16 protein-coding genes are annotated in these 23984 nt (G+C 59.6%); 7 read left to right on the top strand and 9 right to left on the bottom strand.

Going from position 1 to position 23984, the window contains the following annotated elements:
* Positions 1 to 86: 86 nt before the first annotated feature.
* Together Q2T52_RS02450 and Q2T52_RS02445 are read left to right on the top strand one after the other, a co-directional pair.
* Positions 87 to 3590, top strand: coding sequence for a PAS domain-containing hybrid sensor histidine kinase/response regulator (locus Q2T52_RS02450; protein WP_302075087.1), 3504 nt, complete (start codon positions 87 to 89; stop codon positions 3588 to 3590).
* 178 nt (positions 3591 to 3768) lie between these two features.
* Positions 3769 to 5022 (top strand): OpgC family protein, encoded by a 1254-nt coding sequence (locus tag Q2T52_RS02445; protein WP_302075086.1) that lies wholly within the window; start codon positions 3769 to 3771, stop codon positions 5020 to 5022.
* Positions 5023 to 5053: 31 nt separating this feature from the next.
* On the opposite strand, the gene Q2T52_RS02440 is transcribed toward Q2T52_RS02445, so the two are convergent.
* Complete coding sequence (locus Q2T52_RS02440; RefSeq protein WP_302075085.1) at positions 5054 to 6190, bottom strand: sensor histidine kinase; 1137 nt, start codon at positions 6188 to 6190, stop codon at positions 5054 to 5056.
* A gap of 226 nt (positions 6191 to 6416) precedes the next feature.
* Between Q2T52_RS02440 and Q2T52_RS02435 the strand changes: the two genes are divergently transcribed.
* A complete protein-coding gene (locus Q2T52_RS02435; RefSeq protein WP_302075084.1) occupies positions 6417 to 7028 on the top strand; it encodes a hypothetical protein in 612 nt (203 codons plus the stop codon).
* Between the two features lie 68 nt (positions 7029 to 7096).
* Here Q2T52_RS02435 and Q2T52_RS02430 read toward each other — a convergent pair whose 3' ends face one another.
* The 3 genes from Q2T52_RS02430 to Q2T52_RS02420 form a co-directional block, all read right to left on the bottom strand.
* Complete coding sequence (locus Q2T52_RS02430; protein WP_302075083.1) at positions 7097 to 7600, bottom strand: histidine kinase; 504 nt, start codon at positions 7598 to 7600, stop codon at positions 7097 to 7099.
* Between the two features lie 212 nt (positions 7601 to 7812).
* A complete protein-coding gene (locus Q2T52_RS02425) occupies positions 7813 to 8394 on the bottom strand; it encodes a hypothetical protein (RefSeq protein ID WP_302075082.1) in 582 nt (193 codons plus the stop codon).
* Between the two features lie 11 nt (positions 8395 to 8405).
* Positions 8406 to 9581 carry a zinc-dependent alcohol dehydrogenase gene (locus tag Q2T52_RS02420; RefSeq protein ID WP_302075081.1) on the bottom strand — a complete coding sequence of 392 codons (1176 nt, stop codon included), beginning with the start codon at positions 9579 to 9581 and terminating at the stop codon, positions 8406 to 8408.
* Between the two features lie 560 nt (positions 9582 to 10141).
* On the opposite strand from Q2T52_RS02420, the gene Q2T52_RS02415 reads away from it, so the two are divergent.
* Complete coding sequence (locus Q2T52_RS02415; RefSeq protein ID WP_302075080.1) at positions 10142 to 11299, top strand: glutathionylspermidine synthase family protein; 1158 nt, start codon at positions 10142 to 10144, stop codon at positions 11297 to 11299.
* A 69-nt stretch (positions 11300 to 11368) separates the two neighbouring features.
* On the opposite strand, the gene Q2T52_RS02410 is transcribed toward Q2T52_RS02415, so the two are convergent.
* The 5 genes from Q2T52_RS02410 to Q2T52_RS02390 form a co-directional block, all read right to left on the bottom strand.
* Positions 11369 to 11863, bottom strand: coding sequence for a histidine kinase (locus Q2T52_RS02410; protein WP_302075079.1), 495 nt, complete (start codon positions 11861 to 11863; stop codon positions 11369 to 11371).
* A 257-nt stretch (positions 11864 to 12120) separates the two neighbouring features.
* Positions 12121 to 14337 carry a 3-hydroxyacyl-CoA dehydrogenase NAD-binding domain-containing protein gene (locus tag Q2T52_RS02405; protein ID WP_302075078.1) on the bottom strand — a complete coding sequence of 739 codons (2217 nt, stop codon included), beginning with the start codon at positions 14335 to 14337 and terminating at the stop codon, positions 12121 to 12123.
* Between the two features lie 33 nt (positions 14338 to 14370).
* Complete coding sequence (locus Q2T52_RS02400) at positions 14371 to 14568, bottom strand: hypothetical protein (protein ID WP_302075077.1); 198 nt, start codon at positions 14566 to 14568, stop codon at positions 14371 to 14373.
* Positions 14569 to 14581: 13 nt separating this feature from the next.
* The gene (locus Q2T52_RS02395; protein WP_302075076.1) at positions 14582 to 15790 is read right to left on the bottom strand and encodes an acetyl-CoA C-acetyltransferase; all 1209 of its coding nucleotides are present in this window, start codon (positions 15788 to 15790) and stop codon (positions 14582 to 14584) included.
* Positions 15791 to 16007: 217 nt separating this feature from the next.
* Positions 16008 to 17801: an acyl-CoA dehydrogenase C-terminal domain-containing protein gene (locus Q2T52_RS02390; RefSeq protein ID WP_302075075.1), complete on the bottom strand. Its 1794-nt coding sequence runs from the start codon at positions 17799 to 17801 to the stop codon at positions 16008 to 16010.
* 535 nt (positions 17802 to 18336) lie between these two features.
* Here Q2T52_RS02390 and Q2T52_RS02385 point away from each other — a divergent pair.
* From Q2T52_RS02385 to Q2T52_RS02375, 3 genes are all read left to right on the top strand, one after another.
* Positions 18337 to 22026: a peptidoglycan-binding protein gene (locus Q2T52_RS02385; protein WP_302075074.1), complete on the top strand. Its 3690-nt coding sequence runs from the start codon at positions 18337 to 18339 to the stop codon at positions 22024 to 22026.
* A 212-nt stretch (positions 22027 to 22238) separates the two neighbouring features.
* Positions 22239 to 23168, top strand: a complete 930-nt coding sequence (locus tag Q2T52_RS02380; RefSeq protein WP_302075073.1) for a sulfite exporter TauE/SafE family protein — start codon at positions 22239 to 22241, stop codon at positions 23166 to 23168.
* Positions 23165 to 23971, top strand: coding sequence for a TIGR02186 family protein (locus Q2T52_RS02375; RefSeq protein ID WP_302075072.1), 807 nt, complete (start codon positions 23165 to 23167; stop codon positions 23969 to 23971). The genes Q2T52_RS02380 and Q2T52_RS02375 overlap by 4 nt, the downstream gene beginning before the upstream one ends.
* Positions 23972 to 23984: the final 13 nt, after the last annotated feature.

The following is a 23984-nucleotide window of genomic DNA, read 5'->3' as shown; positions in this document are numbered from 1 at the left end:
GACCAGCCTCGATTTCCAAGCGGGGGCAGATATCGTATCTTTCGCAGGGGGATGGATAGACCATCCCCGCCGTCCGTGGAGGGCCGATGCTGCCTGGCTGGATCATATTGCTGTCGGCATGCGCCTATATCCTGCTGCTGTTTGCCGTAGCAAGTTACGGCGACCGGCGCAGCCGCAGGCTTGGTGTGCCAAAGCGCGGGCGACCGGTGGTCTATGCCCTCAGCCTCGCCATCTACTGCACGTCCTGGACCTATTTCGGAGGCGTGGGCCTCGCATCGGAAAGAGGCCTTGAATACACCGGCATCTACATCGGACCGATCCTCGCCTTCACCCTTGGCCTGCCGCTGGTGCGGCGGATCATCGAACTGGCCAAAGCCGAGAAGCTGACCTCGGTGGCGGATTTCATCGCCGCGCGCTACGGGAAGAATTCCGCAGTCGCGCTGATCGTCGCAGTCATCTCCCTGGTCGGAGCCGTTCCCTATATCGCGCTCCAGCTGAAGGCCGTTTCCAATTCAGTCGCGGCCATGGTCAATCCCCTGGATTACGGGATTGGCAACGGCAATCTCTACTTCATCGATCTTCCCCTGATCGTCACGGTCATGATGGCCTGCTTTGCCGTCATGTTCGGCACGCGCCATACGGATGCGACGGAGCATCAGGACGGCTTGATCCTGGCAATTGCCATGGAATCACTGGTTAAGCTGATCGCCTTCTGTACCATCGGCCTCTCCGTCATCTTCCTGCTGTTCAACGGCCCGTCGGACCTCTGGGCGCAGGCGGCCGCGAACCCGCTGGTGGAAAGCGCCCTCTCCTATCACACGCCCTTTGCCCGCTGGCTGCTGCTGATCGGCCTTTCCGGCTTTGCCATCATCATGTTGCCGCGCCAGTTCCATGTCACCGTCGTGGAGAACCGGACGGCCTCCGAACTGAAGATGGCGGGATGGCTGCTGCCTGCCTATCTCGTCGGCATCAATATCTTCGTCCTCCCGGTTGCTTTTGCGGGTCTGCTGACCTTTGGAGGTTCCGGCAATGCAGACCTTTACGTGCTTCTGCTGCCGCTGAAACACGAGATGCCGCTGGTGACAATGATCACCTTCATCGGTGGTTTTTCTGCTGCGACGGCTATGGTGATCATGGCTTCGGTCGCGCTCTCCATCATGGTCTCCAACGATATCATCGTGCCGATCTTCCTGCGGCGGCGCCTGATGACATCGGTCGGGCAGCGGCAGGATTTTGCCCGAACGCTGCTTCGCATCCGCCGCTTCTCCATCTTCGTCGTGCTGCTGCTCGGCTATGCCTATTACCGTTCTGCCAACAGCCAGTCGGGCCTTGCCTCCATTGGCCTGTTAGCCTTTGCGGCCATAGCACAGATGGCACCCTCCCTGTTCGGCGGCCTGTTCTGGCGGCGCGCCAATGCGCGCGGCGCCATCATGGGCATGAGCCTCGGCTTCCTCACCTGGGCCTATCTGCTCTTCGTGCCTAGTCTCGGCGGACCGGACAATTCCGCGCTTGCCGCCATGATCCTGGACTTTCTGCTTCCCGGCACCGGACTGTTTTCGGGGCCGACATCGGATTCGCTCGTCAATGCCGTCCTTCTCAGCCTGATCATCAACAGCGTGGCCTTCGTCATCGGCTCCCTGTCGCGCAACCCGAAGCCGGTGGAGCGCCTGCAGGCAGGCATTTTCGTGAAACGGCATCTGCGCTCCCAATTTGCGACGCGCGGCTGGAAGACACGGGTCAGCGTTGGTGACCTCAAGGCCGCCATTGCCCGCTATCTTGGTGAAGAGCGCATGCGCCGATCCTTTGCCAATTACGAACGCACGATTGGCCGAAAGCTGGGTGACGAAGACGCCGCCGACATGGCGTTCATCCATTTTTCTGAGCAGGTGCTGGGCAGTGCCATCGGCTCCTCTTCCGCACGGCTGGTGCTGTCGCTGATCCTGCAAAAGGCGGAAGACACCAATGCCGATACGGCCTGGCTACTGGACCAAGCCAGCGAAGCGCTACAATACAATCAGGATATGCTGCAGACTGCGCTCTCCCAGATGGACCAGGGGGTTGCCGTCTTCGACAGCACGGACAGGCTGACCATCTGGAACCGGCGCTTTCGCAACCTTCTCGACCTGCCGGAGCAGGTGGGTCAAGTGGGCTTTCCGCTGCAGGATATCGTAGAGATTCTGACGGAACGGGGTGACGTTGCGCCTGACGACAGGGACGCTGTCATCGAGCAGTTTAAGACGCTGGACACGCCATTTACCCTGGTGCTGCGTGCCGGTGAGAGCATCATTGAAGTGCGCTCCAACGCAATGCCGGACAAAGGTATCGTCGCCACTTACACTGACATTACGGACCGGGTTGCAGCAGCCGAAGCGCTGCGCCAGATCAACGAGACGCTTGAGCAACGCGTGGCGGAGCGCACGGCGGAACTGACCCATGTCAACCGGGAGCTGGCGGAAGCGCGCGCCACGGCAGATGAGGCGAACCTTGGCAAGACGCGGTTCTTCGCGGCCGCCGGTCACGACATCCTCCAGCCCCTGAACGCCGCCCGTCTTTATTCCTCCGCTCTGGTGGAGCGCCTGGGCGATTCGGACAACAGTTCGCTCGTCCGTAACATCGATTCGGCGCTGGAGTCGGTCGAGAGCATTCTCGGCGCTGTTCTCGACATCTCCCGGCTGGATACGGGGGCCATGAAGCCGCGTCTTTCCTCCGTGCCGTTGGACGACCTTTTGAAGCGGATCGAGACGGATTTCGCCCCAATCGCACGTGAGAAAAAGCTGAAGTTCAAGGTCATGCCGACTTCGCTACAGGTGCGCACCGACCCCAACCTGCTGCGTCGCCTCATCCAGAACCTCGTGTCGAACGCCATCAAATACACGGTGAGCGGCAAGGTGATCGTCGGGGTGCGTCGCCGCGGCAAGGACGCCATTATCGAGGTGATGGATTCCGGCATCGGCATACCGCCCTCGAAATACCGCACGGTCTTCAAGGAGTTTGCGCGGCTGGAGGAAGGTGCAAGAACGGCAGCCGGTCTGGGGCTCGGGCTGTCCATCGTGGATCGCATCTCACGCGTGCTGTCGCATCCGGTGGAGCTGATCTCGACACCCGGCAAGGGCACGCTGTTCCGGGTAAAGATCCCGCGCGATGTCAACGCCATGCGACCGGCCACGACCGATACCGCGGCTCCGGCGGCGCCCCAGCCTCTTTCCGGCCTCAAGGTACTCTGCATCGATAACGAGCCGCGCATCCTGGAGGGCATGTCGCTCCTTCTTTCCGGCTGGGGCTGCACCGTGCTTCAGGCCGAATCGATGGCGGCTGTCGAGCGATTGGCCGCAAGTGGCGGAAGCGCGCCGGATATTGCCATTGCAGACTATCATCTGGACGACGGAACCGGCATTGAGGCAATCGTCAAACTGCGTTCGCTGTTCGGCAGTGCCATTCCCGGTCTCGTTATCACGGCCGATCGCGGACAGGATGTCCGCACACAGGTCGAAGTGTATGGTCTGACCCTCCAGCACAAGCCGGTCAAACCCGCAGCCCTTCGGGCCTTTCTGGCCCAGATGGCGAGCGCGAGGCGTATCGCTGCCGAGTGAATCTCGGTTTTTAAGAGTGCTGACAATTTTGTGACAATTTGTTCCTGTTTTGAGAGGTCTCTGCGGCGGAACCGTCCATCTCATGCCGCGTTACACGCCGACACTTGCCACCCGCGAGCGGCGGCTCGGACCCACTGGTTGTGACCATCGGGCTTGAGCCAAGACGGAGACGCCACCGATGAAACGCTATGACCTGATCGATGGAATGCGGGGATATTTCCTCGTCTTTATGCTGATCAATCACCTGATTTTTGCCGGCGGCTACTGGTTGGTGAATATCAACCATAACCAGCTGGCATTCGTGGAGGATGCGCAGGGCTTCGTCTTTTTGTCAGGCCTGCTGATCGGCATGGTTTACGTGCGCAAGATGGCAAAGAACGGTTATGCGGCCGGTCGTCAGGCGATCTACTCCCGCGCCTTCGAACTTTACCGCTATGCAATGGGCCTGATACTGTGCGTGCTCGCAATCCAGATGGTTCTGCCGGGCGCCTATTACATCTGGTTCAACTGGCTGGGCTACACCACGTTCGATGACCCGATCCGTCTTGCGGCAATCGCCACCTTCGTCTACCAGCCGACCTTCATGGATATTCTGCCGCAGTACATCATTTATATGATCTTTGCGCCCATGTTGGTAAAGCTCGTGATCGACGGCAAGTGGGCGCATGTGATGGCAGGCTCCCTCATTCTCTGGATGGCCGGGCAGCTCGGCCTGCAGAAGCTGGTGACGGATCCGCTCAACAGCTTCTTTATGCGCCCGGACGACCAGGGCATCCGCGTGTCCTTCAACCTGCTCGGCTGGCAGATCGTTTTCTATTCTGGTCTCGTCCTCGGTGCGCTGACCTCGCTGAACCGTATCGAATGGGGCCGCATCTTCTCGCCGGAGAACACGTTCATCCCGACGATATGTGCACTGATCTGCGGCTTCTTCCTGCCACTTCGGGTGATGACGGCCCACGGCCTGATGCCGGCGGAACTGGTCAGCAAGTTCGCGACGATGGAAATCCGCGCCGATTTCGGCCCGGTCTATCTCATCAACTTCGCCGCTGCGGCGACGCTGATCACCTGGCTGATCATTGCAGGCCCGCGTCATCGCTCGCCATGGGTTCAGACAATCGCCAATGCCATCATCTCGGTTCTGTCCCTGCGCTTCCTACAATTGCTCGGCCGTCATTCGCTTTACGTCTACGTCTGGCATGTCGGGATCGTCTACGCCGTCTACTATTTCGATGGCCGTACACCGGAACTTTCGGAACTGAGCAAGACGGCTATCGCCGGCGTGTGCATCGCGCTTCTCGCCATCCCGGCGCTGTGGCGGGAACGGGACAAATGGCTGGCACCTGCAGATGTCAGTCGCGATGGTCCCGTGACTGCCAAGGTCCCAGCCAAATCTTCCACAAGCATTGGCTCTTCAGGCATCAAGACCGCCTAAGTCTATGAATGAGAGGGCGCCAAGCGCCCTCTCAAGCCTGTATGCTGGCAAGCCGCATCGTGAAGCGCACGACCAGGCCGCTCGGCGCATATTCGAAATGGCATTCGCCGCCCAGGCTCTGCCCCATGCGCCGGACAAGCTCCGTACCAAAGCCATGACTTTCCGGTGCCGTTGCTGCGGGACCGCCTTGCTCCTGCCAGGCGAGATCAACGAAAGTTTCATCAGCTTCGGCATCCTCCGCCTCTACCCGGCGAGTGTTCCAGGTGAGGAGGATACGGCCATGATCGCTGGACAGTGCGCCGTATTTGAACGCATTGGTGCCGAGTTCATGCATGATGAGGCTGAGCGCAATCACTGAGGAGCCGTTGAGGCTGATCTGTTCTCCCTCAAAGGCCAGCCGGTCGCCGCGCGAAAGGCCAAGCGGCTCCAAGGCGGCGATGATTACATCGCGAATATCCGACTGCCCACCATGCAAGGAACCGCGCAACAGGCTGATGGAATGGCCCATTGCCTGGATGCGCTGCCGCAGTTGCGTGCCAAGCTGTTGGGGCGTGGTCGCATAACGTTGCGAGAGTGCAATGAGCCCGCTGGTGGTGGCCAGCAGGTTCTTCATGCGATGATCGACCTCTTCCGAGACCAGTTGCTGCAGTTGCAGGTTCTTTGTCAGCTCTTCGGTTGCCCGCATCTGCGCGCTATAGGCATTGAGAAGGAGCTGTAGCAGACCAAGATCGATCGAAATCACGGCGACATAGAAGGCAAGCGCCGTGATCGATTGAGGCGTCAGTGCAAAGCTCTCGACCGGCGGAATGAACCAGTACCAGGCCACAATCCCCGAAATCAGCGTGGTCAGCATGGCCGGATAGATGCCGAAGAAAAAGCCGGTCAGAATAACGGCCGGAAAAAAGGTCAGATAGGGGAAGCCTGGCGGCAGATAGTCATCCACCAAAAAGCGAACGAGGCTGGCAAAGCCCGAGATAATCACCGCTGCCGTATAACCAAAAAGTTTCTGGCCGGTTGTGCTACCATGCACGGCATCGCGAAATGCCGGAACCCGTGCCAGAAAACTGACGACCGCATTTTCCCTGACGAAGAACCGACTGGCGCCGAAGCTGCGAAAACCGGATTTTGCAAAACCCTTCGCCTTTCCTTCGCTATTCGAGCCGGTCATTCAATGCCTTTCCTGCGAACCAGAACCGTGAATTAGCATTTCAGCGTTTCATGCGACAGCCTGCTCTCCCCCGGAAAATGATGGACGAAAATTCCCGTCGCGGCTCAAATAATCCCGATCACCGCATCTGCTGCCTCTGTTCGCCACAATGGCTATTTTGTAGCATGGAATAAGTGGTGGTGAATATTACAAGAGATTAGCGGTTGCTTAGATTGGGGATCCTAGCATGCGTTTGATTCCGGTTTCAGTGGTTTTACTTGCCGGCTTTTTGGCTGGCTGCTCAGGAACGATGGACAAGGTGGAGAATGCGGCAAACCGCTCCTATACGGGATCGGTGATGGGAAAGACCTATGCGGAGGTCGAGGGATACGAAAGAAATCCGCTGATGCAGATGTCCGGCTCCGGGCCGGTCTTCGGGCCGATGATCGGCATGACCCGCCTTACCAACGGTATGACGATCTATCGTCATATTGCGCCGGGTGCCCGCACGGAGACCAAATCCAATTTCGGCGGTCTGGTGGGGCATGAGACCGTTTCACATCGTAATCGCCTCTCCTATTTTCTTGTGGGACAGGATGGCGTTATCAAGGATTGGGCCACGGGCTCGGTGGAAGGCACGACGAATGACTGCATCCGCTATATCGGCGGCTTGATCCAGAAGTGCACGGATGCCAACCAGTTGCAGGCATCGCTGGCGCTGTATGACATCCGGGTGTTGACGAAGGATAACAAGCCCATCACGTCCTGGGGCGAGGCGGTTCCCGACATAGCTCCGCCAGTTGCTCAACCAGCCACCATTGCTGTCGCCCCGAAAAAGCCGGCCAAGCCGATTCGGTAGGCCCAGCGGTCATCGCACGCTCTTGCAGAGGGTAATTAGGCAGCGCCGTTTCGCGCTGCCCAACATAATCAGTTGCCTGCGGGATGCAGCGAGTTCAGGATCCCATCCAGCTCCGCGCCGTGCTTCTCCTGCTCTCCCTTGGTACCCCAATAGGTGATGAGAAGCAGCTTGTCCGGCTTGGGCGACAGGACAGCGAGACCGATATTGACTGGACCATCGTCATCCTTGCCCTCCCAGCTGAAGATTGTGGTGTCCATGCCGTTGATCTTGTCGTCCGTCTTCTTCTGCGTGGACGCATCAATCGTCACGCCGTTCTTGTCCAGAAAGGCTATCGCTTCATCAATCACGCGATCACTGGTGCGCGAGGTCGCAACATCAATTGCGATATAGACGGCGCCATCTTCCGACGTCGCCTGAATACCGCTTTCCGTCTCTTCCGGTTCCCATTCGGAAGGAATGGAGATGCTTGCCACCGGCTTTTCGCTGGGGAACATCAGGTTTGTAGACTTTGCGAAAGAAGAAACGGGGCTCAGCAGCGCAAGAGCCAAGGTAACTGCAAGGATTTTTTTCATGGCGGATTCTTCCGGTGGGGTCTGAGTTTTACAAGCAAAGCTCGTGTTATTCACAACACGCCTATTTTATAAAACGATTCGGCCACACCAGACTTATGCCACCTCCTAAAATTCATAAATTTTTAGAGTGATGCTGCAAAGCAATCCCGGCTTCGCGTCGCGATAACGACAACAGAGGTAGGCATTGAACCATACCTACCTCTGCGCCCTCATCATACCGGTCGCGGCGTGCTCGATGGCTGCGCGGAGTCTGCGGAAGGCCGCATATCGGATAGTTTCTTCACGGCGGCGCCGCGTGCAGCGGCCACGCCGCCCGGAAAACCGCTGCGGTCGCCATAGGTGCGGATCGCCCCCGTTGCCCACGGCCTTGCATGACGGTTGGTGGTGGCCCGGGCCGCAATGATGTCGAGCAGCGTGATGCCGACCACCATGGTCAAAGCGAAGCCCACATTCTCCCGCTTCGGATTGTCGTGGGAAAGCGCCGGAAGCAGCGTCGCAATATCCAACCCATCACCCGCCACGCGGCTGACCAGACCCGCCTGCTTGTCCAACGATAAAGTGAGCATGCCGCTGGCGATCTCGCGGGCGCCATAGGCCCGCACCAGCCCCTCCTTGCCGCGCATGCCGAGAGCAGAGGTGAGTTTGTGCGGCGCCAGCAGCTCCGCAAGACCAAGCCCAATGCTGAACCAGCCAAGCGCACGTGCAAGGGAGTCTGATGAACTGAGCGAGCTTGTGCCGGTCGAGACGATCTTCGGGTCGCCTTCGGGGCGCAGATAGTTTGCGAGGAATGTCATGGGATGACCCTTCATGGCTTGAGCACGACCTTGATGCAACTGTCCTGCTTGTCGCGGAACAGCTTGTACATCTCAGGTCCGTCCGAGAGGTTTTCGGTATGGGTGATGACGAAGGACGGATCGAGTTTCCCCTCTTCGATGAGGCGGATGAGATCGTCCGTCCAGCGGTTCACATGCGTCTGCCCAGTGCGGAAGGTCAGCCCCTTGTTCATGGCCATGCCCATCGGCATCTTGTCGATCAACCCGCTATAGACGCCGGGTATCGAGACAATACCGCCCGGACGGCAGACATAGATGATTTCCCGCAGCACATGCGGCCGGTCATTTTCCAGCATCATCATTTGCTTGGCGCGGTCATAGACCGTATCCGGCTGAGCCATGGACACGTGGCTTTCGAGCCCAACGGCATCGATGCATTTTTCCGGTCCCTTGCCTTGTGTGAGTTCGTTCAGCCGCTCGATGACGCTTTCCTCCAGGAAGTTGATGGTGATGGCACCACCCGCTTCCGCCATGGAAAGGCGCTCGGTCAGACAATCGATCGCGACCACCTGTTTGGCACCGAGCAGTACGGCGGAGCGAATGCACATCTGTCCGACCGGGCCGCAGCCCCAGACCACGACCGTGTCTGTCGGCTCGATGTCGCAATGCACGGCCGCCTGCCAGCCCGTCGGCAGTATGTCGCTGAGGAACAGCGCCTGCTCGTCCGGCATGCTGTCCGGCACCTTGATGTGGGTGGCGTCGGCAAAGGGCACACGTAAGTATTCCGCCTGCCCGCCAGGATAACCGCCTGTCAGGTGCGTATAGCCGAACAGGCCCGCCGTGGTGTGGCCAAAAGCCTTTTCCGCCATGCCCTTGTTGCGGTTCGAGCGCTCGCAGACGGAGAAATTGCCGCGCTTGCACTGGTCGCATTCGCCGCAGAGAATGGTGAAGGGGATGACGACGCGATCCCCCTTCTTCAGCTTGCCGCGCATGTCGGATCCGGTTTCTACCACCTCACCCATGGTTTCATGGCCCATGATGTCGCCCGGCATCATGGCCGGGATGAAGTTGTGAAACAGGTGCAGGTCCGAACCGCAGATGGCGCAACTCGAAACTTTGATGATGGCATCACGCGGATGTTCGATTTCCGGATCCGTGACGGTATCGCAGCGAATATCTTCCTTGCCGTGCCAAACGAGGGCTCGCATTCTGGCGTCTCCTGGATGAAGGTTGCTGAAGCAACCGGGTTGGCGCGCAGCCTGCCCGGCATAACCGCGCCAGCAGACCCACTGCCCCACGAACAGGGGAACACCGTAATTGTTTCAGCGAGAGGGGATATTGGGTAGCAGCACTGACCCACGCACCTGCCATCACACCTCAAACGTGCAGTAGACCGCTGAACTTCTGGACAGGCTGTCGGCTAGGGAATACGATCGCGCGGTTGCTATTGAGATTTTGCCTGTGGACGAGGTCATCTGTTATTCATGAAGCGCAGTGCTTTGGTGTTACTCGTGAGCATGGGCGCCGCCACGGCAGGGCTTTCCACTCTCAATCGCGCTCCAGATTGCACGGCAGAGAAAGAAAAGTCGGACAAAACTTGTTACGGAAGCAGCAGTAGCTCTGGCCACGGAAGCGGTGGAGGGAATGCCAGCGCCTCCTTTGGATCGTCACACGTTGCAGGCAAATCCTCACGAGGCGGCTTTGGGATGACAGGTGAGGCACATGCAAGCAGCGGTCACGGCGGCGGCGGTCACGGTGGAAGCGGCGAATGATCCGGCGCTCCAGCCCCGTACGGCCAGATCTTGCCACACGTACAGCAGATCTTGGATTTGAATTTGCCGTTGGTGAGGATGATAGCCTCTATTGGGATGAAACGATCCGCTACGAATTCAGCCTTCGGCAGATCGAAGACGACCTCGAGGATCCCACGACGGAATTATGGTCACTGTGCCAGAAGTTGGCCGGAAGAGCCGCCCATGATCAATCCATATTGGAACGGCTCGGAATTCCACGTCGGCTTCATTGGGCAGTGGGAAATAGCTTCGACCACAACGCGCCGAGCCTCTATGGTCGTTTCGATCTCGCCTATGATGGCGACGGTCCCGCCAAGCTTCTTGAGTTTAACGCGGACACTCCAACAAGTATCTATGAGGCGGCTGTTTTTCAGTGGCACTGGTTGGAAGATTTGAAGGTCAGCGGGGCGCTACCGTCACATGCGGATCAGTTCAATTCACTGCACGAAGCCTTGATTGCCCAATGGCAAGGGATGATGCCGAATGGCGGAATGATCCATTTCGCTTGCATGGATAATGTGGAAGATCGGACTACCATTGAATATCTGGCAGACTGCGCCCTGCAGGCCGGATGTGATGTAGAATGCATGCGGATTGCCGAAATCGGCCTGCGGCACTCGCGTCTCGTTGATTTGAACGACGAGATCATAGGCACGCTTTTCAAGCTATATCCGTGGGAATGGCTCATCGCGGACGCCTGGGGCAGATCACCCGCCCTCTCCCAACTGACCATCATCGAGCCGATCTGGAAAATGATGCTTTCCACAAAAGCCATCCTGGTGGAGTTGTGGCGGATGTTTCCGGATCATCCCAATCTGCTGCCTGCTTATTACACCGATGAGGAACCTCGCTGGATGAAGCAGACAGATCGCGTCATCAAGCCCCTGCATTCGCGCGAAGGTGCGGGAGTGTGCATCATCAGTCAAGGCGACGCGCACATAGGAGCCAAGCTCGTATCCGACTCCCGCTACGTCACACAGTCCTTCGCCCGTAACCTTTTTCGAACAGAGACGGGACATGCCGTGATCGGCAGTTGGCTGGTGGGTGGCAAGGCATGTGGCATTGGCCTGCGCGAGGACGAAGGATTAATAACGCGTAACACCTCTCGCTTCGTTCCCCATGTGATCCTTTGACGGTTTCACCTGCAAAAGGCCAAAGGAAGCAGGCCCCGCAACCCGAGCGGAGCCTGCTCAAAGAGCAAATTACTTGGCGGGCTTCAGCGAGCCGATGATGTTTTCCATCGCCTTGTCGTGCTTGCTGTCCTTGCCCTTGGTACCCCAGTAGGTCAGCAGCAGAAGCTTGTCTGCGCTCGGAGCGATTGCGGCCAGGCTGATGTTGACCGGACCATCCTTGTCCTTGCCGGTCCAGTCAAAGCTGGTCAGCGGCATGCCGTTCAAAGTACCCTCGGTCTTCTTTTGGGTGGAATCGTCCACCTTGATGCCAGACTTGTCGAGGAAGGCGATCACTTCATCCACGGCCTTGCCGGCATCAGCGGCTTCGGCAACGTCGACCGCCAGATAGATGGCATTGTCGGCAGAGGTGGCCTGAATGCCGCTATCGGTTTCTTCCGGGTTCCAGCTATCCGGAATGGTGATGCTGGCAACCGGAGCATCGCTCGGGAACGAGAGCGTCTTGGCAAAGGAAGCGGCGGGAAACAACATGGCTGCAACAGCAGCGGCGGCGAAGATCTTCTTCACGGGATAGGTCCTTCGTGCGATGAAACTGATGGTGACGACAAATCGCCTCGCGGGAAGCTTTTATCGTTAAGAAATTTCTTACAAAATTTTTTCTGTCCGCAAAATGAATGAAAGTCGAGTGCTTCACTTTTCATAGTCGGTGATTGGCGTACACAACCAAAGGCTCCGACGACACTCTAAAAGCACTATAGAATACCCCAGAAACGCGAACAGGCCCCGAAAGGGGCCTGCTGCTATTCTATGAAATGGAAGACCGCTTATGCAGCCTGCTGCTCGGCCCCGTAAGGATTGAAGCGCGTGTAGAAGGTCTCACCCTTGGCGGCCATGTCGCGCAGCAGCGGCGTCGGCTTGAAGTGTTCGCCGTATTCGGCGGCGAGCTTTTCGCACAGAGCCACGAAAGTCTTCACACCCATGCCGTCGATATAGGACAGCGTGCCGCCCGTGTACGGCGCAAACCCAAAGCCGAGGATGGAGCCGACATCCGCCTCACGCGGATCGGTGACAATGCCTTCCTCTACTGTACGCGCGGCTTCCAGCGCGATCGTAACCAGCAGGCGCTGCTTCAGCACGTTGACATCCACTTCGGAAGCCGGCTTCTGGGGATAGAGATCCTTCAGGCCCGGCCACAGGAACTTCTTGGCGGGCTTGGCTGGATATTCATAGAAGCCCTTGGCGTTCTTGCGGCCGCGGCGATCGAGTTCATCCACGAGCTTGTTGACTAGCGCCATGTGCTCCGGCTTCACCGAGGCCTCACCGAGATCGGCAATCGAAGCCTTCATGATCTTCTGGGAGAGATCGACAGCCACCTCGTCGTTCAGCGACAGCGGGCCAACCGGCATGCCTGCCATCTTGGCGGCATTTTCGATCATTGCTGCCGGCACGCCTTCGATCAGCATGTCATAGGCCTCGTTGATGTAGCGGAAGACGCAACGGTTGACATAGAAGCCGCGCGTATCGTTGACCACGATCGGCGTTTTCTTGATCTGCGCGACATAATCCAGCGCGACTGCAAGCGCCTCGTCGCCGGTTTCCTCGCCGAGGATGACTTCCGTCAGCATCATCTTTTCGACCGGCGAGAAGAAATGCACGCCGATGAACTGTTTTGGACGCTTGGAATTCTTCGCCAGACCGGTGATCGGCAGCGTCGAGGTGTTGGAGGCGAAGATCGCCGTTTCCGGCAGGACGGCTTCGACCTTCTCGATGACGTCCTTCTTCACCTGACGGTCTTCGAAGACAGCTTCAACAACGAGCGAGACATCCGACAGCGTGGAGTAATCGGCGGTCGGGGTGATCAGCGAAAGAAGCTTCTCGCCCTCTTCCTTGGTCATCCGTCCCTTACCAACACTGTCAGCCACCAGCTTTTCAGAGACGGCCTTACCCTTGGCGGCGGCCTCTTCGTCGCGATCGATCAGCGAAACGGCAATGCCGGCGGCGGCCGTGACATAGGCGATGGAGGCGCCCATGAAGCCAGCGCCGACGACGCCGATCTTCGAGAGCTTCTTCTTTTCGACGCCTGCGGGGCGGCGCGCGCCCTTGCCTAATTCCTGCATGGAAATGAACAGCGAGCGGATCATCGAGAAGGCTTCGGTGGAGCGCAGCACCTGCGTGAAATAGCGCTGCTCGATCTTCAGGCCCGTATCGAAGGGAACCTGGAGGCCTTCATAGACGCATTTGAGAATGGCCAGAGCGCCGGGATAGTTACCCGCGGTTTCACGGCGAAGGATGGCGGGTGCTGCCGGCCAGAGTTGGGCGGAAGCGGGCGTCCAGATGCCGCCGCCCGGAACCTTGAAGCCTTTCTCGTCCCAGGGCGCGACCGGCTTCAGACCGTCCTTGATCATCTGCTTTGCGGCGGGGATCAACTGGTCGGGCTCGACCACCTGATGCACGAGGTTCATGGCCTTGGCGCGCGACGGAGTCAGCGTCTGGCCGGTCGTCATCATCTGCAGGGCATCCTGCGTATTGGCAAGGCGCGCCACACGCTGCGTGCCGCCGGCACCGGGGAAGATGCCGACCTTGACTTCCGGCAGCGCCAACTTGACCGACTTTGCGTTGGAGACCACGCGTCCATGGCAGGCGAGCGACAGTTCCAGCGCACCGCCCATGCACACGCCATTGATGGCGGAGACCCACGGCTTGCCGTTGGTCTCGATCTTGCGCCACAGCCAGGTCATGCTACCGGCCACGTCGAACAGTTTCTGCATGGCGGTGTCGGGGTTGTTGGCCTGTTCCTCATGCAAGAGCGAGAACATGCCGCGGATCATGGTGAGATCCGCACCGCCAGAGAAGGAATTCTTACCCGACGTGAAGACGACGCCCTTCACAGCCGCATCGGCGACCGTCTGATCGACGATCGCGTCGATCTCGTCCATCACCTCGACGGTGAAAACGTTCATGCTCTTGTCCGGCATGTCCCAGGTGACGAGAGCAATGCCATCTGCGTCGGTTTCGACAGTGAAATTCTTGTAGGTGCTCATATTGGGATTCCTCTTCCCTGAATTTTTTGACCGTCAGTAGAAGGTCACGGCCAGCGCAGCGACAACGAAGACAACCACCAGCATGATCAGTAGAGCCCGGTTTGTCTCACCAAGCACGCGCGCATGCTCTTTCGGAGTGACAGAAAGGCTCTCCTGATAATCTTCCGCCATCTGTTGCTCTCGCCGATCGTGTTCACGATTGTTGTCCAGGTGGCGTTGCCAATGGTCCATTTCGGCGCGCCCCTCAAACCCGCTCGATGACCGTTGCCGTGCCCATGCCCGCGCCGATGCAGAGCGTGACCAGCGCGGTGTTCAAATCGCGGCGTTCCAGTTCGTCCAGAACCGTGCCGAGGATCATGGCGCCCGTGGCCCCCAGCGGGTGCCCCATGGCAATTGCACCGCCATTGACGTTCATCTTCGCATGATCGATCTCGAAGGCCTGAAGATAGCGCAGCACGACAGCGGCGAAGGCTTCGTTCAGCTCGAACAGGTCGATGTCGAAGATCGACATGCCAGTCTTCTTCAAGAGCTTTTCCGTCACATCAACCGGGCCAGTCAGCATCAGGGCCGGATCGGAACCGATATTAGCAAAGGCCTTGATGCGGGCGCGAGGCTTCAACCCCATCGTCTGACCGCCTGCCTTGGAGCCGACGAGAACGGCGGCAGCGCCATCCACGATGCCCGAGGAGTTACCGGCATGGTGAACGTAGTTGATGCGCTCGACTTCGGGATGCGCCTGGATGCCGACGGCTTCGAAGCCGCCCATTTCACCCGGCATCTGGAAGGACGGGTTGAGAGAGGCCAAGCCTTGCATGTTCGTATCCGGACGCATGTGCTCGTCCCGGTCGAGGATGACGAGACCGTTCTGGTCCTTCACCGGAATGACCGAGTTCTTGAAGTAGCCCTTTTCCCAGGCGTGTGCTGCGCGCTTCTGGCTTTCTACCGCATAGGCGTCCACGTCATCGCGGGAGAAGCCGTATTTCGTGGCAATGAGATCGGCGGACACGCCCTGCGGCATGAAATAGCCGGGGAAGTTGACGGAGGGGTCCATGTACCAGCTGCCGCCGGACATGCCCATGCCGACGCGCGACATGCTTTCCACACCACCGGCGATGACGATCTCGTCCGAACCGGCGGCGACCTTGCCCGCAGCAAAATTCACCGCATCGAGACCCGAGGCGCAGAAGCGCGAGATCTGCATGCCGGGCGCCTTGGTGGAATAGCCTGCCTCAAACGCCGCAGCCTTGGGGATGACGGCACCGGCATCCATGACCGGATCGACGCAGCCCATGATGATGTCATCGACATTGGCCGTATCGAGGCCGTTTCGATCACGGATCGCTTCCAGCGTCTTCGCGGCGAGGCGAACGGACGGCACCTCGTGCAGCGAGCCATCCTTCTTGCCGCGACCGCGCGGCGTGCGCACGTGGTCATAGATATAGACTTCGGTCATTATCTCTCTCCCTTGGGCGCGCGGAGCGCCTCATGAAATTTCTTCTCACCGGCCAATCTGGAAGGGAGACTGCCCCTCATCCGCCTACCGGCACCTTCTCCCCGTGATGACGGGGAGAAGGGAAAATGCTTCACCGTCCTGCCCACACTCTTTCGTTTGCGTCGGCCACGTCCCCTCTCCCCGCCTGCGGGGAGAGGGTTAGGGTGAGGGGCAAACTTCAAAAAGCTTCCGCGGCCAGTTCCATCAGCGTATCCGCGCCCGCCTCGATGCGGACCTTACGAAGCGCCGTTTCCGGCATGATCTTGTCCATGTAGAAGCGCGCCATGACAAGCTTGTTGTTGAGGAAATCGGTGCGCTCATCGCCTGCCGCAATGAGATCCTGCGCGGACTTCGCCATCTTTGCCCACATGTAGCCCAGCATCACGAGGCCAAAGAGGTGCATGTAATCGGTCGAACCGGCACCGGCATTGTCAGGCTTGGCCATGGCGTTCTGCATGAACCACATGGTGGAAGCCTGAAGGTCGTTCAGACCCTTCTTCAGCGCCTTGGTAAACGGCGCCATCTGCTCGTTCGACCGGTTTTCCTCGCAGAAATCGCCGATTTCTTTGAAGGCGGCCATAACGGCGCGGCCGCCGTTCAGCGCCAGCTTGCGACCAACGAGATCGAGCGCCTGGATGCCGTTGGCGCCCTCATAGATCATGGCGATGCGGGCATCGCGCACATACTGGCTCATGCCCCATTCTTCGATATAGCCGTGACCACCATAGACCTGCTGCGCCATCACCGCATGGTCGAAGCCCTTGTCGGTCAGCACACCCTTCAGGATCGGCGTGGCAAGACCCAACAGATCGTCGGCATCCTGACGTTCTTTCGCATCCGCAGAGCGATGGGCAATATCAGACTTCAGCGCCGTCCAGAGCATGAAGGCGCGGCCCGCCTCATTGAAGGACTTAATGGTCATCAACGTGCGGCGGATATCGGGATGCACGATGATGGGATCAGCCGCCTTTTCCGGTGCCTTGGGGCCGGAGAGCGAGCGACCCTGTATGCGGTCCTTGGCGTAGGCAACGGCATTCTGGTAGGCCACTTCGGCAATCGCGAGACCCTGGAGACCGACGCCCAGGCGCGCCTCGTTCATCATGACGAACATGGCGTTGAGGCCCTTGTTCTCGGCCCCGATCAGGTAGCCGGTCGCCTCGTCATAGTTCATCACGCAAGTGGCATTGCCGTGAATGCCCATCTTGTGCTCGATGGCACCGCAGACGACCTTGTTGCGCGCGCCGAGCGAACCGTCCTCGTTGACGAGGTATTTCGGCACGATGAACAGCGAAATGCCTTTGGTGCCGGCTGGCGCACCTTCGATACGCGCAAGGACAAGATGGACAATATTGTCCGTCATGTCGTGTTCGCCGGCAGAGATGAAGATCTTCTGGCCGGATATCCTGTAGGTGCCGTCACCGTTCGGAACGGCCTTGGTGCGCAGCAGGCCGAGATCGGTACCGCAATGGGGTTCCGTCAGGTTCATGGTGCCGGACCATTTGCCCTCCACCATCTTCGGCAGATAGGTCTGCTTCTGTTCGTCGCTGCCGTGCACGAGGATCGCGGCAATCGCACCCTGCGTCAGACCGGGATACATCATCAGCGACATGTTGGCGGCGGAGGTATATTCGCCGACGGCCGCATGCAGCGTGTAGGGCAGGCCCTGTCCGCCAAACTCTTCCGGCACGGCAAGGCCGATCCAGCCGCCCTCGCAGTAGGCATCATAGGCGGACTTGAAGCCTTTCGGTGTCTTCACCGTTCCGTCATCGGAACGAACGCAGCCTTCCTGATCACCGGAGTAGTTGACCGGGAACAATACTTCCTCCGAAAGCTTTGCGGCTTCCGAAGCGATGGCGTCGATCATCTCAGGCGTCGCATCGCCAAAACCCGGCAGGTTGTTGTACCGCTCGATGCCGAGCACATCATTCAGGATAAACAGCGTATCAGCGACCGGAGCCTTGTAGACAGGCATTCGCGAACTCCTCCAAATCAGCGGCCGGATGGACCGGCATCCATAGGCTTACAAAATATTGACGTGCGCGTAAACGTCAATTGGAAAATTCGCCGCGGCCCGAGGCAAACAATCATGTGATCTGGCCGAAGCCTGTGAGAACAGTGATACGCAGCAGAGACCGAATGGAAAGCCATGGCAAGTGATGTTGCGGGAACATAGGTGCCAGCAGTGTTTCGCAGACTGCTGCGGGTGCGCAAGTCAATGCTGAAATACATTGCGAGACAATGCCTGCGCGCAATCTTAAGCGGCAAGATCACGTTAAACTTTCAGAATGTTAAAGCCTTGTTAACCATGTTTCGCGAAAGGTGAAGAGCAGAGCTGTCGTGCGTCGCACCGGCAGCCGGGTCCGCCCTTGGAGCGGTCCGCAGCGAAAGTTTCGGGCAAGCCCCGCGACCTAGTCCGGACCAATGCGCTTCCTGAAAGGCTGCCCGGACTGGCGGTCAGCGCTTTCACCCAGGCTTTCCCGGATTCAAGCTGCCGAAGCGAGCAAATTATGAACGGATCACGCCACAATGCCAATTCTCGCGGGGAGCGGACCTCGCTGGATGCGTTGAACCGCACGATCGAGAATCTGGAAGCGCGTATCGAAGGGTTGATGCATGGCGCCCCCGCCGATGACATCGACCGTCGAGCCGCGTCGCCGCGTCGCCCGCATCAGGATTCGCCGCTTTTGCAGGAAATCCGCGAACGGCAGCGCCTGCTGGACAGCAGCCGTGAGCCGCAGCGACCAACGCGCGAGCAGCAACGACAGATCAGTGAGCGGCTCACTGCAGCCGAAACTGCACGACCTGACCCGCGTACAGCCGTTTTCAGAAACCCCAGCCCCGCGGCCCCAGCAACCCGCAACGAACGGGTAGACGCGGTCGACCTGTCCGGCATCACGGCCACACTGCGCAACGAAATCTCCGCCACTATTTCGCGCGAGATCCAATCGCTGCGCGATTATGTCAAGTCCGCTCCTGCTCGCTCAGCCGATCCGCATTTTGAGGACGACATCCGCCATGAGTTGTCGCGCCTTTCCGAACGCGTCGATGCGTTGGGTGGCCAGACCAGCGGCGCACCGGGAGAGCTTCGCAAGGAGCTTCATCGCCTGCAGCAGCAGATCGCCGGCCTGAATCAGGATACGGTGCTGAAACAGCTGGAGCAGCGCTGGGACGATCTGGAAACGCGCCTTCAGGATATCGATACGTCAGGCATTCGTCAGGAGCTGATCGCGCTTGCCTATCGTATCGATGGCGTGAAGGCCGAACTGGGCAGCATCTCCAACAGCCCCGCTATCCTTGCCCTGGAAGACAGGCTGCTGTCGCTGGCTCAGACCGTCGAGGCGCTCGGCTCACGCGCAATTCCCACGGATCTGTTTGCCGAACAGTTTTCGCAGATCGATTACCGCCTGGAAGAGATCAGCCGCACCATCGCCAACTCCCCCCGCCATCGCAGTGACGGCAGCGAGCAGGTGCTGATTCACCGGATCGAAGACCGCCTGGACATCATCGCAAGTCAAGTGGATGCCATGGCGCGGGCGGCAGCCTCACTTTCCGCCCAGGATCTGGCATCCCGCGTCGAGGCGCTGACCGACAAGGTCGAGCTTCTGGCAGACGCCCAGCATACGGGGCGCGTTGAGGAACAGCTTGAGGGGCTGACTGAGCTTCTCCATCGAGGCGTCAACGTTCGGCCGCAGGCCGAAGTCACCGGCTTCCTCTCCGACATTTCACGCAAGATCGACGCGCTGGAAACCGGTTCGGTGAGTGACGTGCTGGCAGACCGGCTGGATTATCTGTCGCGACGGATCGATGAACTCGATCATGTGAGCGACCGTCAGCATAGCACCGAAAGCGCGCATCTGGAGCGGCTCACCACCCGCCTTGACGACATCGCCGCACGGCTGGATGATGCCGTTGCCAGCCCGCAGGCCGACAACCGGGCGATCCGCGACCTTGAGCAGCAGATTGCCAACCTCTCGACCCTGCTGTCCAGCTCGGAGCCGATGACGGCGACGCTGCCGCGCGCACTCGATGAGCGCATGGCGGCCATAGAAAGCTATATATCGACCAGCGACGAATATGTGCTGGAGGCGGCACGCCACGCTGCTGAGACCGTCGTGGAAGCCTATGGACGCGGCGGTCATTCCTCGCAGGCAACTCCGGACATTTCGGCGATCCTGGGTCTGGCGGATGATCTTCGTCACCTGGAGGCTCTCACACGCGGCTCCGAAGAGCGGACCCAGCAGACCTTTGACAGCCTGCACCGCACGATGGTGCAGATTGCCGAACGCCTGGACCGTATGGAAACCGGCACGGGCCGCTCGTCCATTTCGCAGCGTCCGCTTCTGGACGAAGCAGGCTACGAACCGGCAACGGTGCGCCCGCCCATGGCAGCCCCCGAGACGCGCAGCCGCGCAGTCCAGCAGGAGCCCGCGCCGCGCGTGCTGGAAAAGACAACCGAAGCGTTGATGTCCAACACCGCGCCGCCGATCGAAATGGCAGAGGCCGCCGAAGCTGACATCGCTTCCGTTCAGGAGCCGCAGCGCAAGAGCCTGTTGGGCGCACTGACAAAGCGCCTGATCCCGACCCAGAAGCAGGATGCGCGGCAGACATCGCCTTCCCCGCGCACGGTGGTGAGCCCAGCCCCGGCGCTCGACCCAGCCGACACCCTGTCGGATGGCCATGAAAACGACCTGCTTGAACCGGGTTCCGGCGTACCTGATGTTCGCAAGATTCTGGAACGCGTACGCGCCAGCCAAACGGGCGGCACGGGCCAAAGCCGCGGCATGGACGAGGAGCGGGTCGACTATATCGCGGCAGCCCGCCGGGCGGCAAAAGCCGCCGCGCAGGAAACGGCGCCATCACAAGCCCAACCGATCCGAGTTCCGAAGGCTGATGCCAAAGGCGGCTCCAAAAGCCTGCTTGCCCGTCACCAGCGTCCGATTTTGATGGCCGTTGGCGCAATCCTTCTCGCGCTTTTGGCGATGCCGCTCGTCAACACACTGACCGGGTCGGATCGCCCGCAACCATCCAGCACCACGGCGCAAACCGACTCCACTTCCAAGGGGCTGGAAGCGACCGGCAAGGCCGACAAGGTGCCGGGCGCCAACCCGCCCGCCTACACAACCACGAGCGACGGACCAAAGTCGCAGACGGCGGCGCCCACAACGCAGCCGCCCGTGACATCGACCGCGGCACCGCTTCCGGCCACCAATGGAGCTCTTGATAGCGATAGCGTCAGTGTCGGCGCAGATACGGTATCGGCTGCACCAGTTGCGCCCGTGACTGCCGCACCAGTTGCCGCGGCAGCAACGGCGCCTGCTACTGCCAAGAGCACCATTCCGGTTCCTGCGGAGATCACGCCGAAGGCGTTGGCCGATGCAGCCGCCAATGGCGACCCGCAGGCGCTTTTCGAAATCGGTTCCCGCTATACCGAAGGCCGTGGTGTTACGGCTGATCCCAAGCAGGCAGCCAATTGGTATCGACTGGCAGCGGATCGTGGTCTTGCACCGGCGCAGTATCGCCTTGGAGGCCTTTACGAAAAGGGAACGGGCGTCGAGCGCGACCTGAAAAAGGCCATGGCGCTTTATGAACAGGCAGCCCGTGCAGGCAATGCCAGTGCCATGCACAATCTGGCCGTGCTCTATGCCTCCGGCGCTCAAGGCACGCCGGACTACAAGAACGCCATGGAGTGGTTCGAGAAGGCGGCAGAGCTCGGCGTGACAGATAGCCAATTCAATCTGGCCATTCTCTATGCCCGTGGCAATGGTGCGACCCAGAACCTCGAGGAATCCTACAAGTGGTTTGCTATCGCGGCGAAGGGCGGCGACAAGGATGCCGGTCAGAAGCGCGACGAAGTCGCCAATGCCCTGAAGCCCGATCAGTTGAAGGCCGCTCGTGAGAAGGCGGAGAGCTGGAAGCCGCAGCCACTGGACCCGAAGTCCAATACCATTTCCTCCGCAGAAGCCTGGGGTGACAAGACCCAGAACGCTTCCGTCGACATGGGCAAGGCCATCCGCAACATTCAGGCGATCCTGAATCGCAAAGGATATGATGCCGGCCAGCCGGACGGAATGATGGGCAAGAAGACGGTACAGGCCATCAAGGCTTTCCAGCGCAAGAACGGCCTGCCCGATGACGGCAACGTGACGGAAGCGCTCGTTCGCAAGCTTCTTGAGCAGAACGGCCCGAAGGGCGCTTGAACCGCGCTCTCTCGACCACAAGCGTCGAAATTCGACCTTGGCAGTCGGATCGGAAGCGACATCGAAATTGACTTGGCCACAGGGCCAGCGCATGACGAATGATGCCGGACGCGGGTTTAATCCGCCTTGGCACCAGGAATGCCTGACGCCGAAACGGACGGCCTTCACCGGCTGGCCGCTGCGGTGTCCATTGTCGTATTCGAGGGGCTGCCGTGACTGTTTACCTGCCGATCGCAGAGCTGTCGGTGAACATCTTCATCATTCTCGGCATGGGCGCAGCCGTGGGCTTCCTGTCCGGCATGTTCGGCGTGGGCGGTGGCTTCCTCATCACGCCGCTCCTGATTTTCTATAATGTGCCCCCGGTCGTGGCGGTCGCCACCGGCGCCAACCAGGTGGTTGCTTCCTCCGTCTCTGGTGCCATCACGCATTTCCGGCGCGGCACCCTGGATGTGAAGCTTGGCACCGTGCTGCTGATGGGCGGCCTGGCAGGCGCCAGCGTCGGCATCTGGATCTTCTCCTGGCTCAGGCGCATCGGCCAGTTGGATCTGATCATTTCCATTCTCTACGTAGTTTTCCTGGGCACGATCGGCGGCTTGATGCTGGCGGAGAGCCTGCGCGCGATGCGCCGCGCCGCCCGCAACGAGGCCCTGCCGCTGAAACGCCCAGGCCAGCACAACTGGGTACACCGGCTGCCGCTGAAGATGCGGTTCAAGAAGTCGAAGATCTATCTCTCCGCCATTCCCGTCGTGGGCCTGGGTTTTGCGATCGGCATCCTCACCTCAGTCATGGGCGTGGGCGGCGGCTTCATCATGGTGCCGGCCATGATCTATCTGCTGCGCATTCCGACGAATGTCGTCGTTGGAACCTCGCTGTTCCAGATCATCTTCGTGACCGCCTATACGACCATGGTGCAGGCCGCGACGAACTATTCCGTCGATATCGTGCTGGCCACGTTCCTGATGGTGGCGGGCGTGATCGGTGCGCAATACGGCGTGCGTGTGGGCCAGAAACTGCGCGGCGAACAGCTGCGCGCGCTTCTCGGCCTTCTGGTTCTGGCGGTCGGCTTGCGTCTTGCACTCGACCTCGTGCTAACACCCGATGATATCTATTCGATTGCGGTTGGAGGCCCGTCCAGCCGATGAGACGGATTGCCCGTGCACTGAGCCTTGCCTTTACTCTGATGGCACTGCCGGCGACCGCCCAGATGCTGCCCGGTCAGGCGCAAAGTGTGCGTGAAGGTCTGGAGATCGGCACCTCCACCAGCGAAATCGCCATCACTTCGGATTTTCGCGGCGCAGACCTCACGATCTTCGGGGCGCTGACCAATACGGACGAACTGTTTCTCGCTATCGGGCAGTATGATGTGGTGGTGGCGCTGGAAGGCCCGCGCGATTACGCCACCGTGCGCCGCAAGGAGCGCGTGTTCGGCATCTGGATGAACACCCAGTCGATGACCTTCGAACAGGTGCCCGAATCCTATTCGATCGCCAGCACCCGCAAGATCGAGGATATTCAAGGACTGACCACGCTGAGCCGCATGGGCACAGGCGTCGGGATAGACCATATGACGCTGTCACCCACTGGTTATGTCGGAAATGCCGGATCGATTTCGGACTTCCGCAACGCCTATAAGCGGCTGAAACTCTCCAACGGGCTTTACCAGCGCGACACGACCGGCGTGCGCTTCGTCAGCTCCAGCCTTTTCCGCGCGACCTTGAAACTGCCCGCCAATATTCCTGACGGCGTCCACATCGTGCATGCCTATCTGTTCAAGAGCGGCGATCTGATTGCGCAACGGGAACTGCCGTTGCGCGTGGTGAAGACCGGCGTGGAGCAGGCCATCACCGATGCCGCGCATGAGAAGCCAGTAGCCTACGGCCTGCTTTGCGTGCTGATTGCGATCGTGACCGGCTGGGGTGCCAGTCTGGCCTTCCGCAAGGACTGACCTCTCGGCATAT

The organism is Rhizobium oryzicola (assembly GCF_030504645.1).
GTDB lineage: Bacteria > Pseudomonadota > Alphaproteobacteria > Rhizobiales > Rhizobiaceae > Neorhizobium > Neorhizobium oryzicola.
The sequence above is the reverse complement of the archived record's forward strand: the minus strand, read 5'-3'. Positions and strand labels throughout refer to the sequence as shown.

Excerpts from the sequence above, each read along its gene's own strand:
- Q2T52_RS02395 (WP_302075076.1), bottom strand. The coding sequence starts at position 15,790 with ATGACCGAAGTCTATATCTATGACCACGTGCGCACGCCGCGCGGTCGC.
- Q2T52_RS02375 (WP_302075072.1), top strand. The coding sequence starts at position 23,165 with ATGAGACGGATTGCCCGTGCACTGAGCCTTGCCTTTACTCTGATGGCA.
- Q2T52_RS02385 (WP_302075074.1), top strand. The coding sequence starts at position 18,337 with ATGAACGGATCACGCCACAATGCCAATTCTCGCGGGGAGCGGACCTCG.
- Q2T52_RS02445 (WP_302075086.1), top strand. The coding sequence starts at position 3,769 with ATGAAACGCTATGACCTGATCGATGGAATGCGGGGATATTTCCTCGTC.
- Q2T52_RS02450 (WP_302075087.1), top strand. The coding sequence starts at position 87 with ATGCTGCCTGGCTGGATCATATTGCTGTCGGCATGCGCCTATATCCTG.
- Q2T52_RS02415 (WP_302075080.1), top strand. The coding sequence starts at position 10,142 with ATGATCCGGCGCTCCAGCCCCGTACGGCCAGATCTTGCCACACGTACA.
- Q2T52_RS02390 (WP_302075075.1), bottom strand. The coding sequence starts at position 17,801 with ATGCCTGTCTACAAGGCTCCGGTCGCTGATACGCTGTTTATCCTGAAT.
- Q2T52_RS02430 (WP_302075083.1), bottom strand. The coding sequence starts at position 7,600 with ATGAAAAAAATCCTTGCAGTTACCTTGGCTCTTGCGCTGCTGAGCCCC.
- Q2T52_RS02440 (WP_302075085.1), bottom strand. The coding sequence starts at position 6,190 with ATGACCGGCTCGAATAGCGAAGGAAAGGCGAAGGGTTTTGCAAAATCC.
- Q2T52_RS02400 (WP_302075077.1), bottom strand. The coding sequence starts at position 14,568 with ATGGACCATTGGCAACGCCACCTGGACAACAATCGTGAACACGATCGG.
- Q2T52_RS02405 (WP_302075078.1), bottom strand. The coding sequence starts at position 14,337 with ATGAGCACCTACAAGAATTTCACTGTCGAAACCGACGCAGATGGCATT.
- Q2T52_RS02425 (WP_302075082.1), bottom strand. The coding sequence starts at position 8,394 with ATGACATTCCTCGCAAACTATCTGCGCCCCGAAGGCGACCCGAAGATC.
- Q2T52_RS02435 (WP_302075084.1), top strand. The coding sequence starts at position 6,417 with ATGCGTTTGATTCCGGTTTCAGTGGTTTTACTTGCCGGCTTTTTGGCT.
- Q2T52_RS02420 (WP_302075081.1), bottom strand. The coding sequence starts at position 9,581 with ATGCGAGCCCTCGTTTGGCACGGCAAGGAAGATATTCGCTGCGATACC.